Genomic DNA, 15,394 nt, shown 5'->3' with positions numbered 1-15,394 from the left:
ATTCCCACGCGGAGCGTGGGAACGATCATGATCAGCGCGTGGGGACGATCAGGACTCGATCAACCGATACCCAACCCCCGCCTCGGTCACGATAAACCTTGGCTGGGTCGGATCATCCGCCAGTTTCTGCCTTAAATGCCCGACCACAATCCGCAGGTAATGGCTGTCCTCGGTATGGGTCGGCCCCCAGATGTCCTTGAGCAATTGCTGCTGGGTGATGACCCGCCCCGGATGCCGCGCCAGTTGCGCCAGCACGGCGTATTCCTTGCGGGTCAGCGCCACTTCGGCGCCGTCGAGCAGTACTCGGCGATAGGCCAGGTCCACGGTCAACGGGCCGAACGTCAGGGCCGCTTGCTGGGCTTCGCCGGCCGGGGCCTGGCGCAACAAGGCACGCACCCGGGCGAGAAATTCCTGGATGCCAAATGGTTTGGTCACGTAGTCGTTGGCGCCGCCATCCAGCGCTTCAACCTTCTGCCCTTCGCTGGCTCGCACCGACAATACCAGCACCGGCACCGTCGACCATTCGCGAAACTCGCGCAACACTTGTTGGCCGTCCATGTCCGGCAAGCCGAGGTCGAGCACCAGCAGGTCGGGTTTGTTCAGCGCGGCTTGCGCCAAGCCTTCGTTGCCGGTGCCGGCCTCCAGCACTCTATAGCCCTGGGAGGCGAGGCTGATGCGCAGGAACTTGCGGATCTGCGGTTCGTCGTCGATGACCAAAATGGTCGCGGTCTGGCTCATGAATTCACATCAACACAAAGAAGTGGCAAGAGAGTAGCGCAAGCGCGATCAGGCTTCACTTTCAAAGCCTGGCTGTTCCTGCAATGGCAGATGCAGCGTGATGCAGGTGCCCCGCCCTTCGATGCCGTCGGCGACGCTGATCCGCCCGCCATGGGCGCCGACCATGCCCTGACAGATCGCCAGCCCCAGCCCGGTGCCCTGCCCGCCGCGATCGCCACGGGCGGCGGTGTAGAACATGTCGAAAATCTTCGCCCGTTCGTCCTCCGGAATCCCCGGGCCTTCATCACTGACGGCAAAAAACAACTCGTTGTCATCGGCCCCGGCGCGCACTTGCAGGCGCCCGTGTGTCGGGGAAAACCGCGCGGCGTTTTCGATCACGTTGACCAGTGCCTGTTCGATCAGCGCTGCATGGACGTACAGCAGCGGCAATTCGGCCGGCACTTCGGTGCTGACCTGCAACGGCGCCAGTACCGCGCGCAGACGATTGAGTGAACTGCCAACGATATCGGCGGGCGACACCCAGTCCCGCGCCAGTTTCAGGGCGCCGTGACCGAGACGGGTCATGTCCAGCAGGTTTTGGATGTAGCGGTCCAGGCGTTCGGCTTCATCCCGGGTGCCTTCGAGCAGCTCGCGGCGATCCTCAAGCGGGATCGCTTCGCCGAGGGCCAGCAGGCTGTCGATGCTGCCGCGCATCGAAGTCAGCGGTGTGCGCAAATCGTGAGATACCGAAGCCAACAAGGCGCTGCGCAATTGTTCGGTTTCGCCGTGCAGCCGCGCCGCCTCCAGGTCTTCAGCCAATTGCGCACGGGCCAGGGCCTGGGCCAGCGGTTGGCTCAACGCGGTCAACAAGCGCCGGCGCTGGCCGCTCAAGGTCTGGCCTTCGTTGGCACAGACACCGAGCAATGCCAGCGGCCCATCCTCAACCGACAACGGCCACCACCACCAACGCCCGAACGGCAAAGTGCCGGTGCCGGCGCCCGCCGGTTGATCGTGTTGCCAGGCCCAATCGGCGGCGGCGCGTTCGGCTTCGGAGAACTCCAGCGGGCCACCGGTCTCGACTTTCCAGCCGCCCTGCCCGTCGCGGTTGAGCAGGCACAACTGCAGATCGCTCCAGCCGTTCAAATGCTGGGCGGCGGCGCTGACCACCGCCTGGCGGTCGGTGGCGGCGGTGAGTTTGCGCGACAGGTCGAGCAGTTCGGTGGTTTCTTCCTGGGTGTCGCGCAGGGCCTGTAATTGCCGGCGCTGCCGCGCGGCGAGGTTGCCGGTGAGCGCCGCCATCAGCAGGAAGAACAACAAGGTCAGGACGTCTTCTTCGCGCTGGATGGCGAACGAGAAGTTCGGCGGGATGAACAGAAAGTCGTAGGTCAGAAACGACAACGCCGCACAGGCCAGCGCCGGGCCGAGGCTGCTGCGCACCGCCACCAGCAACACGGCGGCGAGGAACACCAGGGAGATATTCGGCAGCGGCAAAACACTCGCCACTGCCCAGGCCAACGCACTGGCCAAAACCGTTGCTACCAGCGCCAGCGCGTAGTCGAACCAGACCAGTGAGCGCGTCGAACGCTGACGGGGTGAGTGCTCTTCCTGATCGCTGTCGAGGACGTTGATTTCCAGGCCACGGGCATCGCGCAGCAAGCGAGACGCCAGACCGCCGCCGAACAAGCGCCGACGCAAACGCTGGCGGGACTGGCCGACCAACACCAGGCTGGCGCGGCGCTCGGCGGCGTGCTGGATCAGGGTTTTCGCCACCTCGCCGGCGCGCAGCAGAACGACTTCGCCGCCGAGGCGTTCGGCCAGTTGCTGGGCACTTTGCAGGCGCAGGCGCGATTGCTCGTCGCGCACACTGCCGTTGTCCACATGCACCAGGCTCCACGGCAAATGCCGACGCTGGGCGACACGGCTGGCATGCCGCACCAGACGCTCGGCCTGGGCATCGCCGTCGACACCGACCAACAAGCGACCGCGCACCGCTGGCGCGGCCTGACCGAGTTGGCGATAACCCTGGGCCAAGTCGTCATCGACCTGGGCCGCGGCGGTTTGCATCGCCATCTCCCGCAGGGCGGTGAGGTTGGTCTGGGTGAAGAACGCATCAATCGCGGCCCGCGCCTGCTCCGGCACGTAGACCTTGCCGTCGCGCAGACGCTCCAGCAATTCACGGGGTGGCAGGTCGATCAGCAACAGTTCGTAAGCTTCTTGAAGGACCCAGTCCGGCAAGGTTTCGCGGACCTGCACGCCGGTGATGCCGCGCACTTTGTCGTTGAGACTTTCCAGGTGCTGGACGTTGACGGTGGTGTAGACGTCGATGCCGGCGGCCAGCAGTTCCTGGATATCTTGCCAGCGCTTGGCGTGACGGCTGCCGGGGGCGTTGCTGTGGGCCAGTTCGTCGACCAGCACCAGTTTCGGCTTGGCGGCGAGCAGTCCGTCGAGGTCCATTTCTTCGAGCATCACGCCACGGTATTCCGAGCGCACCAACGGCAGTTGCGGCAGGCCACCGAGCAGGGCTTCGGTTTCGGCGCGGCCGTGGGTCTCGACCACGCCGGCGATGATTTTCACGCCTTGGCGCAGCTGGGTGTGGGCGGCTTGCAGCATGGCGTAGGTCTTGCCGACACCGGGCGCGGCACCGAGGAACACCTTGAGCCGGCCACGGCCGTCGCGGGGCAGGTCTGCTAACAATGCGTCGGCGCGGCCGGAATCGCTCATGCTTGGGGATCTCTTTTTTGATCGTTCCCACGCTCCGCGTGGGAATGCAGCCCGGGACGCTCTGCGTCCCAACAGCGGACGCAGAGCGTCCATTTGATGCATTCCCACTCAGAGCGTGGGAACGATCATCTCTTACAGCTTTTCCAGCGCGATGTTCAACGCCAACACATTCACCACCGGCGGCCCAACCAGCGGCTGTTCGATGTTCGCGTTCAGCAGTTGTTGAAGCGTAGACACCGGCAAATTACGCGCCGCCGCAACACGCGCCAGTTGATAGGCAATCGCCGCCGGTGGCAAGTGTGGATCGAGGCCGCTGCCGGAGGTGGTCAGCATCGCCAATGGCACCGGACCTTGCCCCGGCACCAGCAGTTTATTGGCATCGTCGAACACCCGGGTAGCGAGGGCCGGGTTGCTCGGCGAGAGGTTGCTCGCGCTGCTCGACACGGTGGCGAACGCGCCGGCCGATGGTCGTGGATGGAACCAGGCGTCACCGACGAAATCCTGGGCAATCAGCGACGAGCCGCGGACCTTACCGTCGGCGTCGCGCACCAGGCTGCCGTTGGCCTGGTCCGGGAACGCAACCTGGGCCACGCCGGTGACCACCAACGGGTAGGCGACGCCGGTGATCAGGGTCATCAGCACCAGCAGGCTCAGGGCCGGACGTATCATTGTGGACATTTCAAAATCCTCGAATGTGGGGAATGCAAAAAACTGTGGTGTGTCAGGTGGGGTCACCCCTCACCCCAGCCCTCTCCCCAGAGGGGAGAGGGGAAAGGGAGCCGATCTTTGTGCTTTTCAAAATCGGAGTTCGGCTCGGTATTTCAGGTCGATGTCACCCGAATGAACACCTCGGTCAGTCCCCTCTCCCCCTTGGGGAGAGGGTTAGGGTGAGGGGTCGATTTCAAGCCCTGCTCCGATGCGAAAACCGCCTCACACCTAAACCAAATGCAACGCCGTCAACAGCATGTCGATGGCCTTGATGCCCACGAACGGCACCAGAATCCCGCCCAGGCCGTAGATCAGCAGGTTGCGTCGCAACAGCGCCGCCGCACTCGCTGCTTGCACCCGTACACCGCGCAGCGCCAGGGGAATCAGCACAACAATGATCAAGGCGTTGAACACAATCGCCGAGAGGATCGCGCTCTGCGGGCTGCTCAGGTGCATGACGTTCAGCACCCCGAGTTGCGGGTAGATCGAGGCGAACAGTGCCGGCAGGATCGCGAAGTACTTGGCCACGTCGTTGGCGATGGAAAAGGTCGTCAACGCGCCACGGGTCACCAGCAACTCTTTACCGATCTGCACCACGTCCAGCAGCTTGGTCGGGTCGCTGTCGAGGTCGACCATGTTGGCTGCTTCGCGCGCCGCTTGGGTGCCGTCGTTCATCGCCATGCCCACGTCCGCCTGGGCCAGGGCCGGGGCATCGTTGGCACCGTCGCCGCACATGGCGACCAGGCGACCGTCGTTCTGCTCGTGGCGAATGCGCGCCAGTTTTTTCTCCGGGGTGGCTTCGGCCAGGACGTCATCGACGCCCGCTTCAGCGGCAATCGCGGCGGCGGTCAGCGGGTTGTCGCCGGTCACCATGACGGTGCGAATCCCCAGTTTGCGCAGCTCGGCAAAACGCTCGCGAATGCCAGGCTTGACCACGTCTTTGAGGTGAATCGCGCCGAGCAATTTGCCGTCGGCGCAGACCAGCAACGGGGTGCCGCCGCTCTGGGCGATCTTGTCGATTTCCCGGGACAGGGACGGTGCCAGGTCAGCACGTTTCAGACCGACGAAGGCCAGCAGCGAATCCACTGCGCCTTTGCGATACACACGGCCCTGATAGTCGACACCGGACAGGCGCGTCTCGGCACTGAATGGCACGGCGGTCAGCAGTTCGGCGCTTGGCTCTGGCTGCGGATGCAGGCCACGCAGGTATTCGACGATGGACTTGCCTTCAGCCGTGTCATCGGCCAGCGAGGCAAACAACGCACCTTCAGACAGCTCTTTTGCGCTCACGCCCGGCGCCGCATACACCGCGGTGCAACGACGGTTACCGAAGGTGATGGTGCCGGTCTTGTCCAGCAGCAGGACGTGCACGTCCCCCGCCGCTTCCACGGCGCGACCGGACTTGGCGATCACATTCAAGCGCACCAGGCGATCCATCCCGGCGATACCGATGGCCGACAACAAACCGCCAATCGTGGTTGGAATCAGCGTGACCAATAACGCCACCAGGAACACCAGCGGCAGGCTGCCGTTGGCGAAGTGGGCGAACGGTTGCAGGGTCACGACCACCAGCAGGAAGATCAGCGTCAGGCCGATCAGCAGGATGTCGAGCGCCACTTCGTTCGGGGTTTTCTGGCGTTTGGCGCCTTCGACCAGAGCGATCATGCGATCCAGAGTCGACTCGCCCGGGTTGGCGGTGATGCGCACCAGCAGCCAGTCGGACACCAGCCGGGTATTACCGGTGACGGCCGAACGGTCACCGCCGGATTCGCGAATCACCGGTGCGGATTCACCGGTAATCGCCGCTTCGTTGACCGCCGCGATACCTTCAATCACCTCGCCGTCACCGGGGATCATTTCCCCGGCTTCGACGCGCACCACGTCATCCTTGCGCAGGCTGGTGGCGGGCACCACCTGAAAGGTGCCATTGGAAGTGCGGCGACGGGCGCTCAAGCCTTCACTGCCGGCCTTGAGGCTGTCGGCGCGCGCCTTGCCGCGACCTTCGGCCAAGGCTTCGGCGAAGTTGGCGAACAGCACCGTGAACCACAGCCACAAGGCGATTTGCGCCGCGACAAAGGTCGGCACGCTGCCGTCGGGAATGAAGCACAGCACGGTGGTCAGCACGGCGGTCAGTTCGACCACCAGCATCACCGGCGCGCGCTGCAATTGCCGTGGGTCGAGCTTGACGAAGGCTTGCACCAGCGCCGGACGCCACAGGGCCGAGATCGCGGTTTTCGGTTGCTCCGGGGCCTTGGCGACCACCGGTTTATTGACGGGCATATTCATCATCAACTCCTTAGAAGCCCATGCTCAAATGTTCAGCGATTGGGCCCAAAGCCAGGGTCGGCAAGAAGGTCAGGCCACCCACCAGCAAAATGGTCACGGTCAGCAGCGTCACGAACAGCGGGCCGTGGGTCGGGAAGCTGTTCTGGCCGATTGGTGCAGTTTTCTTCATCGCCAGGCTGCCGGCCAACGCCAGAACCGGGAGGATGTAACCGAAGCGACCGATCAACATGCCCAGGCCCAGCATCAGGTTGTGGAACGGGGTGTTGGCACTCATACCGCCGAACGCCGAACCGTTGTTGGCACTGGCCGAGGTGTAGGCATAAAGCAACTGACTGAAACCATGAGGGCCTGGGTTACTGATCGCCCCGGCAGGGCCTGGCAGGCTGGCGGCAATTGCGCCCAGCACCAGCACGCCGACCGGCATCACCAGCAAGGTCACCACCAACAGCTGCACTTCTTTGGCTTGCAGTTTCTTGCCGAGGTATTCCGGGGTGCGGCCAATCATCAGGCCGGCGAGGAACACCGCGATCAACACGTTGAGCAACATGCCGTAGAGCCCGGCCCCGACGCCGCCGAAGATCACTTCGCCGACCATCATGTTGACCAGCGCAACCATGCCGCTCAGTGGGTTGAGGCTGTCGTGCATGCCGTTGACCGAACCGTTGGACGCCGCGGTGGTGGTCACCGACCACAGCACGGTGGCAGTCGTACCGAAACGCGCTTCCTTGCCTTCCAGCGGTGCGGTTTGTTCGACGGCAGCGTTGGCCAGGGTTGGGTTCGGTTGGTATTCAGCCCACAGCGATGTCGCGCCACCGATGATGAACAGCGCCAGCATGCAGGCGATGATCGCGCGGCTCTGACGCAGGTCCTTCACGTAATGGCCGAAAGTGAACACCAGAGCGACCGGGATCAGGATGATCGAGGCCATCTCGAACAGGTTGGCCCATGCGGTCGGGTTCTCGAACGGGTGCGCCGAGTTGACGCCGAAGAAGCCACCGCCGTTGGTGCCCAGTTGCTTGATCGCAATCTGGCTGGCCGCCGGGCCGAGCGGGATCACTTGATCGACGCCCTGCATGGTCACCGCATTCACGTACTGCGCGAACGTTTGCGGCACGCCCTGCCAGACCAGGTACAGCGCCAACAGCAAGCACAGTGGCAGCAGACCGTAGAGGGTGGCGCGGGTCATGTCGACCCAGAAGTTGCCCAGGGTCTTGGTCGACTTGCGACCGATACCGCGGCACAACGCGACCAACACAGCGAGGCCGGTGGCGGCACTGACGAAGTTCTGCACGGTGAGGCCGGCCATCTGACTCAGGTAGCTCAGGGACGCTTCACCGCTATAGGCCTGCCAGTTAGTGTTGGTCATGAAACTGATGGCGGTGTTGAACGCCAGCGTCCATTCCTGACCCGGCAGGTTTTGCGGGTTGAGTGGCAAGTGGTCCTGGAACAACAGGATCGCGAACAACAGCAAGAAGCCCGCAAGGTTGAAGGCGAGCAAGGCCAGGGTGTATTTCTGCCAGGTCTGTTCTTCTTGCGGGTCTACACCGGAAATTCGATAACAGCCGCGTTCGACCGGTCCGAGAATCGGCGACAGCCAGGTGCGCTGCCCTTCCATCACCTTGTAGTAAAAACGCCCCAGGAACGGTGCCGGTATCAGCACCAGGGCGAAGAAGGCCAGGATCAGCCAATAGTCATAACTGTGCATAGCCGCTCCTAGTTCCGATCCGCGCGCAACAGCGCAACCAACAGATAAATGAACAGCCCCACTGCCAATAGCAGTGACACCCCGTCCAGAACGCTCATGGAAGTTCTCCGTGTTACGGCGTATTGCCGCGTGTGGAGTCATTGTCCGCAGGGAGGCTGTAAAGGAACGAGAGCGAGGGGTGTGGCGGGGCATAAAGAAAGCGTAAAGAGTGGGTTTATGCTGGCGTTACAGGCGGGTTTTGTGGCGTCTGGGCGGGCCTCTTCGCGGGCAAGCCTCGCTCCTACAGGGTTCGCGGTGTCTCGCTTTTGTAGGAGCGAGGCTTGCCCGCGAAGACGGCAGAACAGCCACCACCGCCCCCAACTGGCGCACAAAAAACACACATACCGCAGCGATCATCCCCGATACGACAGCTTTAACCGCTTTACGACGCCCAAATACAAAATGGCACGCCCACTGCAACGCCCTCCCCCGAGCTTTCCAAACCGTTCAGGGAGCAAACGCATGAACACACAACTCAAACCCACGCTGGGCACGCTGCATCTGTGGGGCATTGCGGTCGGGCTGGTGATTTCCGGTGAGTACTTCGGCTGGAGTTATGGCTGGGGCGTGGCGGGCACATTGGGCTTTCTGGTGACCTCCTTTATGGTCGCCACCATGTACACCTGCTTTATTTTCAGCTTCACCGAGCTGACCACGGCGATTCCCCATGCCGGCGGCCCGTTCGCCTACAGCCGCCGCGCCTTTGGCGAGAAAGGCGGACTGATCGCCGGGCTGGCGACCCTGATCGAATTCGTCTTCGCCCCGCCCGCTATCGCATTGGCGATTGGTGCCTACCTGAATGTGCAGTTTCCAGCCCTTGATCCAAAACACGCGGCCGTCGGCGCCTACATCGTGTTCATGGGCCTGAACATTCTCGGGGTGAAACTCGCCGCAACCTTCGAGTTGATCGTCTGCGTATTGGCCGTGGCCGAACTGCTGGTGTTCATGGGCGTGGTCGCCCCCGCATTCAGCTTCAGCAATTTCGCCCTCAATGGCTGGGCCGGTTCCGACGTGTTCGGCGCGCCGGCAATTGCCGGGATGTTTGCGGCGATCCCGTTTGCGATCTGGTTTTTCCTCGCCATCGAAGGCGCCGCCATGGCCGCCGAAGAAGCCAAGGATCCGAAACGCACGATTCCGAAGGCTTACATCAGCGGCATCCTGACCCTGGTGCTGCTGGCCATGGGCGTGATGTTCTTTGCCGGCGGTGTCGGTGACTGGCGCACCCTGTCGAACATCAACGATCCGCTGCCACAGGCGATGAAAACCGTGGTCGGCGAAAGCTCCGGCTGGTTGCACATGCTGGTGTGGATCGGATTGTTCGGCCTGGTGGCGAGTTTCCACGGGATCATCCTTGGTTATTCGCGGCAGTTCTTTGCCTTGGCTCGCGCCGGTTACCTGCCAAAATCCCTGGCCAAGTTGTCGCGCTTCCAGACGCCACATCGGGCGATCATTGCCGGCGGCCTGATCGGCATCGCTGCTATTTATAGCGATGGCTTGATCAACCTCGGCGGCATGACGTTGACGGCCGCGATGATCACCATGGCGGTGTTCGGCGCGATCGTGATGTACATCATGAGCATGCTCAGCCTGTTCAAACTGCGTAAAACCGAGCCGAACCTGGAACGCACCTTCCGTGCGCCGTGCTATCCGCTGGTGCCGATGATCGCGCTGGTGCTGGCGGTGGTGTGCCTGGTGGCGATGGCCTGGTTCAACGCCTTGATCGGGGTGATCTTCCTCGGCTTCATGGCGGTGGGTTTTGTGTACTTCATGCTGACTGCACAACTGCGCGCTGATGCACCGGCAGATGCGATGTTGACCGGGCTCTAAACAGCACAGGTGCTGCTGTCGTATCAGGCATAGAATGGAACCACTGCGAACATAAATCGCTCAAAGTGGTATGCACGATCGGTTGGCGAAATCCGCCAATCGGCCTGCCCTCAAGGAGAGCCCTATGCCCTGGTATGCCTGGTTGATTCTGGTCGTTGCAATCGGCTCGATCGTTGGCGGTTTGATGATGTTGCGCGACACCGCCACCAAGGTCGATCTGACCGAAGAGCAACGTAAACGCGTCGCCGAACGCAATGCGGAAATGGATGCCAAGGAAGCACAGGACCGCTGACAAAAAACCCCGCCATCAAGGCGGGGTTTATTTTTTGTGGTTCGACGCATCTGCATGCTTTTTAGGAGTAGAAGTACAGTCACCATCCAACATTCATTGGTTAAGATGGCGCATTGTCGCGGAGATTAGAGATGCGTTACTCGCAGGACCATAAAGCCCAGACCCACCAACGCATCATCAAGGAAGCGTCAGCACGTTTCCGCCGCGACGGAATCGGTGCGACCGGCTTGCAACCATTAATGAAAGCGCTGGGGCTGACCCACGGCGGCTTTTATTCACACTTCAAGTCCAAGGACGAACTGGTAGAAAAGGCCTTGGTGGCCGCACGCGAAGAGCTCGATGGGTTGTGCGCCCAGTTGTTTGCTTCCGAGCATCCGCTGGAGGCGTTTATCGACAGTTATTTGTCCGAATGGCACCAGACCTCACCCCAAGAGGGTTGTCCGCTGCCGACCATGTCGTCGGAACTCGGGTTGCGCGGGCAACCGAGCGCCACCACCGATGCAGTGCTCAATGCGCGACTCGAGCAAGTGCAAGCTACCCTTGAAGGCGAAAACGCCGCCGAACGCAGCATCGTCATCATGTCGACGCTGATCGGGGCGCTTCTATTATCCCGCAGTGTCGAGAACGCTGAGCTGGCCCAGCGGATTCTCGACGTCACTCGCGATCATCTCAAGCAGTCCGACGACTAACCCTGCCAACGCTTGAACAGCACGCTGGCATTGACCCCGCCGAAGCCGAAGCCGTTGGACAGCGCGTATTCGATCGGCATCGATCGCGCCTCGCCATGGACGATGTCCACGCCTTGGGCAGCCGGATCCGGATTTTCGAAATTAAGGGTCGCAGGCACGATCTGATCGCGGATGGCCAACAGCGTGAAGATCGCCTCGATACCGCCGGCAGCCCCGAGCAGATGCCCCGTGGCAGACTTGGTCGACGTTACTGCAATCTTGTTGTCCGTCCCGAACAAGGACTTGATCGCCGCCAATTCCCCCAGATCCCCAACCGGTGTCGAGGTGGCGTGGGCGTTAAGGTGCTGGACCTGAGCCGGCGAAATCCCCGCCTGCGCCAACGCCAGCGCCATCGCCCGTCGCGCACCGCTGCCATCCTCGGGCCCGGCGGTCAGGTGATAGGCATCGGCGCTGGTGCCGTAGCCGACCAGTTCCGCGATGGGCTGGGCACCACGGGCCAACGCATGCTCAAGGGATTCGATCACCAACAGGCCGGAGCCCTCGCCCATCACGAAGCCATCGCGATCACTGTCGAACGGCCGTGACGCACGTTCCGGGGTCTCATTGAAACCGCTGGACAAGGCGCGGGCGGCGGCAAATCCAGCCAGGCTGACACGATCGATTGACGCCTCCGCCCCGCCGCACACGGCAATATCGGCTTCGCCACAACGAATCAGCCGCGCCGCATCACCGATCGCCTGAACGCCCGCCGCACACGCAGTGACCGGCGCCCCCAAGGGGCCTTTGAAACCATGCAGGATCGACACGTGGCCGGCCGCGAGATTGACCAGGAACGACGGAATGGTGAACGGTGACAACCGTCGCGGACCCCGAGTGTCCGTGGTGCGCACTGCATCGGCTATCGCGCCGAAACCACCCACACCGGAACCGATGATGGTTGCCGTCCGTTCCTGGGCATTGGCGTCCAGTGCTTGCCAGCCAGCCTGCTCCAGCGCTTGGCGTGCAGCCTCTATGGCAAACATGATGAAGCGATCCATCTTTTTCTGTTCTTTGGGCGGGATGGCCCGGTCCGGGTCGAAGCCTGCTTGCGCATCTTCAGCCACACTCGGCACCGCACCACCGACCTTGGCCGGCAAATCCAGTACCACCTCATCCGGCAACGCCCGCAGTCCAGAGCGCCCGGCCAACAGACGCGCCCAAACCGCCTCGACGCCAGTGCCCAGCGGCGACACGATGCCCATACCCGTTACAACCACTCGACGATCACTCATACCGCATTCACCTCAAACCGATTTATGGCGCCTCACTGGTAACGCGTGGCGGCCTTACTTTTGGAAAGATTCGGAGCCAACACCAAGCGCGCCGCAACAAAGGCATCCCAATCGGCAGCGTCGGGCAACGAAGGAATGGTGATCAATTCACCCTGGGCCAGACCGGACAGCGCCGCGTCGACCATTTCCCCTGCCTCCATAATCATTTCCGCCGGGATACCACTGGCATCGATACCGGAACGCTCCCAGATTTCGGTGCGCGTCACCCCTGGCAACACCGCTTGAACCTTGACCCCGGTACCATTCAATTCAGCATTCAAAGATTGGGTCAGACTGAGAACATACGCCTTGCTGGCGCTATACGTCGCGTTGAACCGCTCAGGGAACAAAGCGACGACCGAAGCGATATTGATGATCGTCCCGCGACCGGCCTTGGCAAAACTGGCGGCGGCTGCCGAAGCCAACCGCGTGACGGTGGTGACGTTGAGTTGAATCAAGCGCTCCAATTGCTCCGTGTCGGCGTTAGCCAGCAAACCATCGGCCGCGACGCCGGCGTTGTTGAGCAGCAGGCTGATACTTGAATCGCTGCGCAGACGCTGCTCAAGTTTCAATACTTCGTCCTTTTGCGTCAGGTCGGCCTTGAGCACTTCCACCTGAACACCGTGCTCGGCGCGCAACTTACTCGCTGCTGCCTCCAGCCGTTGCTCGTCGCGAGCCACCAACAACAAATCAAAACCACGGGCTGCCAATCGTTCGGCGTAGATGGCGCCGATGCCGGAAGAAGCGCCGGTGACGAGGGCTGTACCTTGGGACTCAATGGTATTCATGGCAATGCTCCTGAGGGTCACTTAATAGACACCGCACGCGAGACTGCATCGGCGAACGAGGTTATATTATAGACATAATTTCAAAGCCATATGATACACATAATTTTTCACACCAGAGAAATAGCTGAGTGCCTTGCTGTAGCCACTACCATGAAAAAGATAGACCTTTGCTTGATGGCAAAATCGCCGGAATCTCTCAAGGAATGAGCATTGAGTATAATCTTACGGGCATGGGTAAAAATTTTGCTACGAGGTCGAAGTCCTTTCCGTCCGTGGAATTCAGCGTCTGCCTCCCGCCTTTTGCCTCCAGCCTCTGTCCACGGACAGTCTCGCGACTCTAAACCGGTATTTACGACTGTTTCAAACTCTTGCTGTTTGTATACAAATGTTGGAAAATCTCAAATCTGTTACCTGATGTTAATTTCCTCCATCATATATGACGGTAATTCCAGGAAATTTTTGGAACATTCTGTCGAAGATCTTCTGAGCGCGCGATGAACAGTCCAGTAATCATAGATAACTCCCGGCACGAAATAATCCAAGTTAAAGAACTCCTTAATAGCCTTTGGGATCAAAGGGCTATTATTTTATTGTTTACTGCGCTGAGTGTCACAACCGCCGTTGCCTATACGGTGCTGACCAAACCGGAATATGAAGTTGAAACTTCTATTCGTCCAGTTGCAAAGGCTGATCTGGATGAGCTGAATGAATCAGGTCTATTCAAAATACTGCCAGAAGATGCGCTGACACTCATCGGTTCATCAATGCAATCTTATGATGTCCGACTAAAGTTTTTTAAAGCCAATCCGCAGTACCTTGAGCCCTTAAAGGCACCTGGACAACCTATTGAAGCTGTGTTCGAAAAATTCAACGAAAAAGCTTTTTCGCTGACCAAACTCGACCCCAAGAAAAGTACGAACCTTTCCGAGTCGATTGGTCTCGAGCTTAGATACCCACAAGGTATAGATGGAGTCGGTATCGCAAGGGATTTTACCAACTTCGTCTTAAAAACCGAGAAAGAAAAGATTTCTTCAAGCTTTAATACATTACTGGCTAACCGCATCATACAAGTGGAAAAAAAACTTGAGTCAAAAAAATCGGCGTACGAAGCAGAGAAAGACTCTAAAATTGCCAGCCTGCTTGAAAAAGACCAACTGAAAAAGCAAATACTTCAAGACGAATTGAAAGCCCTGCGTCAACAATTGCAAAGCCGCCGACAGAACCGTATCAAAGAGCTTGATGAGGCGATTGTCATTGCCAAGAAACTGGACATCGTTAAACCGACCACACCCTCAGCGTTGGGCGATGGGGATCAATCGCATCAAGGCAGCATGATCCGAACAGAAGTGAACAATCAGCAAATCCCACTGTATTTCTTGGGCCAGTCAGCATTGCAGGCTGAGCGGGCCAACTTGGAAACTCGCCGCTCCGATGACTTTACCGAGCCACGCATTGATGAAATACAAAAAGAACTCAGCCTGCTGACGACCAATCGCGAGGCAGTGCTTCTCAAGGAACGTGATCATCCTGAACTGTTCCTCAAGGACTTTGCAGATATCAGCGGTGAGTTAACGCACTTGAAACAAATGAATGTTAATTTCGACCAATTTGATCTGGTGCAGATAGATAAGGTCGCGACAGAACCTAAATCCGCGGTAAAACCGAAGAAAGCACTCATTGTAGGTCTTGGCCTGGTATTTGGTTTCATACTGGGCTTGGGTGTTGCCATCTTAAGAATCGCCGTACTTTCGCTTCGCACATCTCATCGCTGATTGGTAGCGCAGTGTCGATTCTTCAACCCCGCGTTAATTAAAAAGTGCTGCTATACCAAGATTAATTCTGGTCAAGGCGCTTAAATCAACAAACAAAGGCCGATCGATTGATCGGCCTTTGTCATTAATCACTCGCTTAGTTCACTTCAATCTTGTCGCGATTTCTCTCCAGAATGGCCTTACCGATTCCCTTCACTTCAAGCAATTCGTCTATTGATGAGAAGGCCCCATTGCTTTCACGATAAGCAACAATCGCCTTTGCCTTTGCCTCGCCGACGCCAGCCAGTTCGCGCTGCAACGTAAGTGCATCTGCATTATTCAGATCTACTTTTTCAGTTCGGTCTTTTGCGGCTTCCACTACAAGAGGGGCTGTGGCCGTCTCTGGTTTGGTTGCTGGCGCGGCGACAGCCGCAATAGAAGCACTGGTGAGAAGAGCAAAGACGAGGGAGTAAAAATAGCTGATACGCATGAGTGAAGCTCCATAATATCGATTGAGAAAGCAGCTTTTCCGAAGCTGCTCTTCAACCTTAGGCGATTTAA

At 59.6% G+C, this 15,394-nt stretch carries 13 protein-coding genes; 4 read left to right on the top strand and 9 right to left on the bottom strand.

Features of this window, described 5'->3' with window-relative positions:
* Window positions 1-48: 48 nt before the first annotated feature.
* From BK667_RS19130 to kdpF, 6 genes are all read right to left on the bottom strand, one after another.
* Entirely contained in the window at window positions 49-738 is a 690-nt protein-coding gene (locus tag BK667_RS19130; protein ID WP_123598566.1) for a response regulator, read from the bottom strand.
* 48 nt (window positions 739-786) lie between these two features.
* Window positions 787-3,438 (bottom strand): DUF4118 domain-containing protein, encoded by a 2,652-nt coding sequence (locus BK667_RS19125; RefSeq protein WP_123598565.1) that lies wholly within the window; start codon window positions 3,436-3,438, stop codon window positions 787-789.
* Window positions 3,439-3,570: 132 nt separating this feature from the next.
* Complete coding sequence (gene kdpC / locus BK667_RS19120; protein WP_123510191.1) at window positions 3,571-4,116, bottom strand: potassium-transporting ATPase subunit KdpC; 546 nt, start codon at window positions 4,114-4,116, stop codon at window positions 3,571-3,573.
* 258 nt (window positions 4,117-4,374) lie between these two features.
* A complete protein-coding gene (gene kdpB, locus BK667_RS19115) occupies window positions 4,375-6,432 on the bottom strand; it encodes a potassium-transporting ATPase subunit KdpB (protein WP_123598564.1) in 2,058 nt (685 codons plus the stop codon).
* Window positions 6,433-6,442: 10 nt separating this feature from the next.
* A complete protein-coding gene (kdpA, locus tag BK667_RS19110; RefSeq protein ID WP_123598563.1) occupies window positions 6,443-8,137 on the bottom strand; it encodes a potassium-transporting ATPase subunit KdpA in 1,695 nt (564 codons plus the stop codon).
* Between the two features lie 8 nt (window positions 8,138-8,145).
* Entirely contained in the window at window positions 8,146-8,235 is a 90-nt protein-coding gene (gene kdpF / locus BK667_RS19105) for a K(+)-transporting ATPase subunit F (RefSeq protein ID WP_007899818.1), read from the bottom strand.
* 403 nt (window positions 8,236-8,638) lie between these two features.
* Between kdpF and eat the strand changes: the two genes are divergently transcribed.
* The 3 genes from eat to BK667_RS19090 all read left to right on the top strand — a co-directional run bounded on the left by eat (window position 8,639) and on the right by BK667_RS19090 (window position 10,984).
* Window positions 8,639-10,003 (top strand): ethanolamine permease, encoded by a 1,365-nt coding sequence (gene eat, locus BK667_RS19100; protein WP_123598562.1) that lies wholly within the window; start codon window positions 8,639-8,641, stop codon window positions 10,001-10,003.
* A 124-nt stretch (window positions 10,004-10,127) separates the two neighbouring features.
* Entirely contained in the window at window positions 10,128-10,295 is a 168-nt protein-coding gene (locus BK667_RS19095; RefSeq protein ID WP_081744012.1) for a DUF2897 family protein, read from the top strand.
* 131 nt (window positions 10,296-10,426) lie between these two features.
* Window positions 10,427-10,984 (top strand): TetR/AcrR family transcriptional regulator, encoded by a 558-nt coding sequence (locus BK667_RS19090; RefSeq protein WP_123510183.1) that lies wholly within the window; start codon window positions 10,427-10,429, stop codon window positions 10,982-10,984.
* Here BK667_RS19090 and fabF read toward each other — a convergent pair.
* The gene (fabF, locus tag BK667_RS19085; RefSeq protein WP_123510181.1) at window positions 10,981-12,255 is read right to left on the bottom strand and encodes a beta-ketoacyl-ACP synthase II; all 1,275 of its coding nucleotides are present in this window, start codon (window positions 12,253-12,255) and stop codon (window positions 10,981-10,983) included. The two genes, BK667_RS19090 and fabF, sit on opposite strands and share 4 nt — an antisense overlap.
* Window positions 12,256-12,287: 32 nt before the next feature.
* On the bottom strand, window positions 12,288-13,082 hold the full coding sequence (locus BK667_RS19080; protein WP_123598561.1) for an SDR family NAD(P)-dependent oxidoreductase: 795 nt from the start codon (window positions 13,080-13,082) through the stop codon (window positions 12,288-12,290).
* A 494-nt stretch (window positions 13,083-13,576) separates the two neighbouring features.
* Between BK667_RS19080 and BK667_RS19075 the strand changes: the two genes are divergently transcribed.
* Entirely contained in the window at window positions 13,577-14,854 is a 1,278-nt protein-coding gene (locus BK667_RS19075; protein WP_123598560.1) for a Wzz/FepE/Etk N-terminal domain-containing protein, read from the top strand.
* A gap of 136 nt (window positions 14,855-14,990) precedes the next feature.
* On the opposite strand, the gene BK667_RS19070 is transcribed toward BK667_RS19075, so the two are convergent.
* Complete coding sequence (locus BK667_RS19070; protein WP_123598559.1) at window positions 14,991-15,323, bottom strand: ComEA family DNA-binding protein; 333 nt, start codon at window positions 15,321-15,323, stop codon at window positions 14,991-14,993.
* Between the last annotated feature and the right edge of the window lie 71 nt (window positions 15,324-15,394).

It is taken from the genome of Pseudomonas frederiksbergensis (assembly GCF_003732705.1).
GTDB classification, from domain to species: domain Bacteria; phylum Pseudomonadota; class Gammaproteobacteria; order Pseudomonadales; family Pseudomonadaceae; genus Aquipseudomonas; species Aquipseudomonas frederiksbergensis_F.
This window is presented reverse-complemented; position numbering and strand designations above follow the sequence as displayed.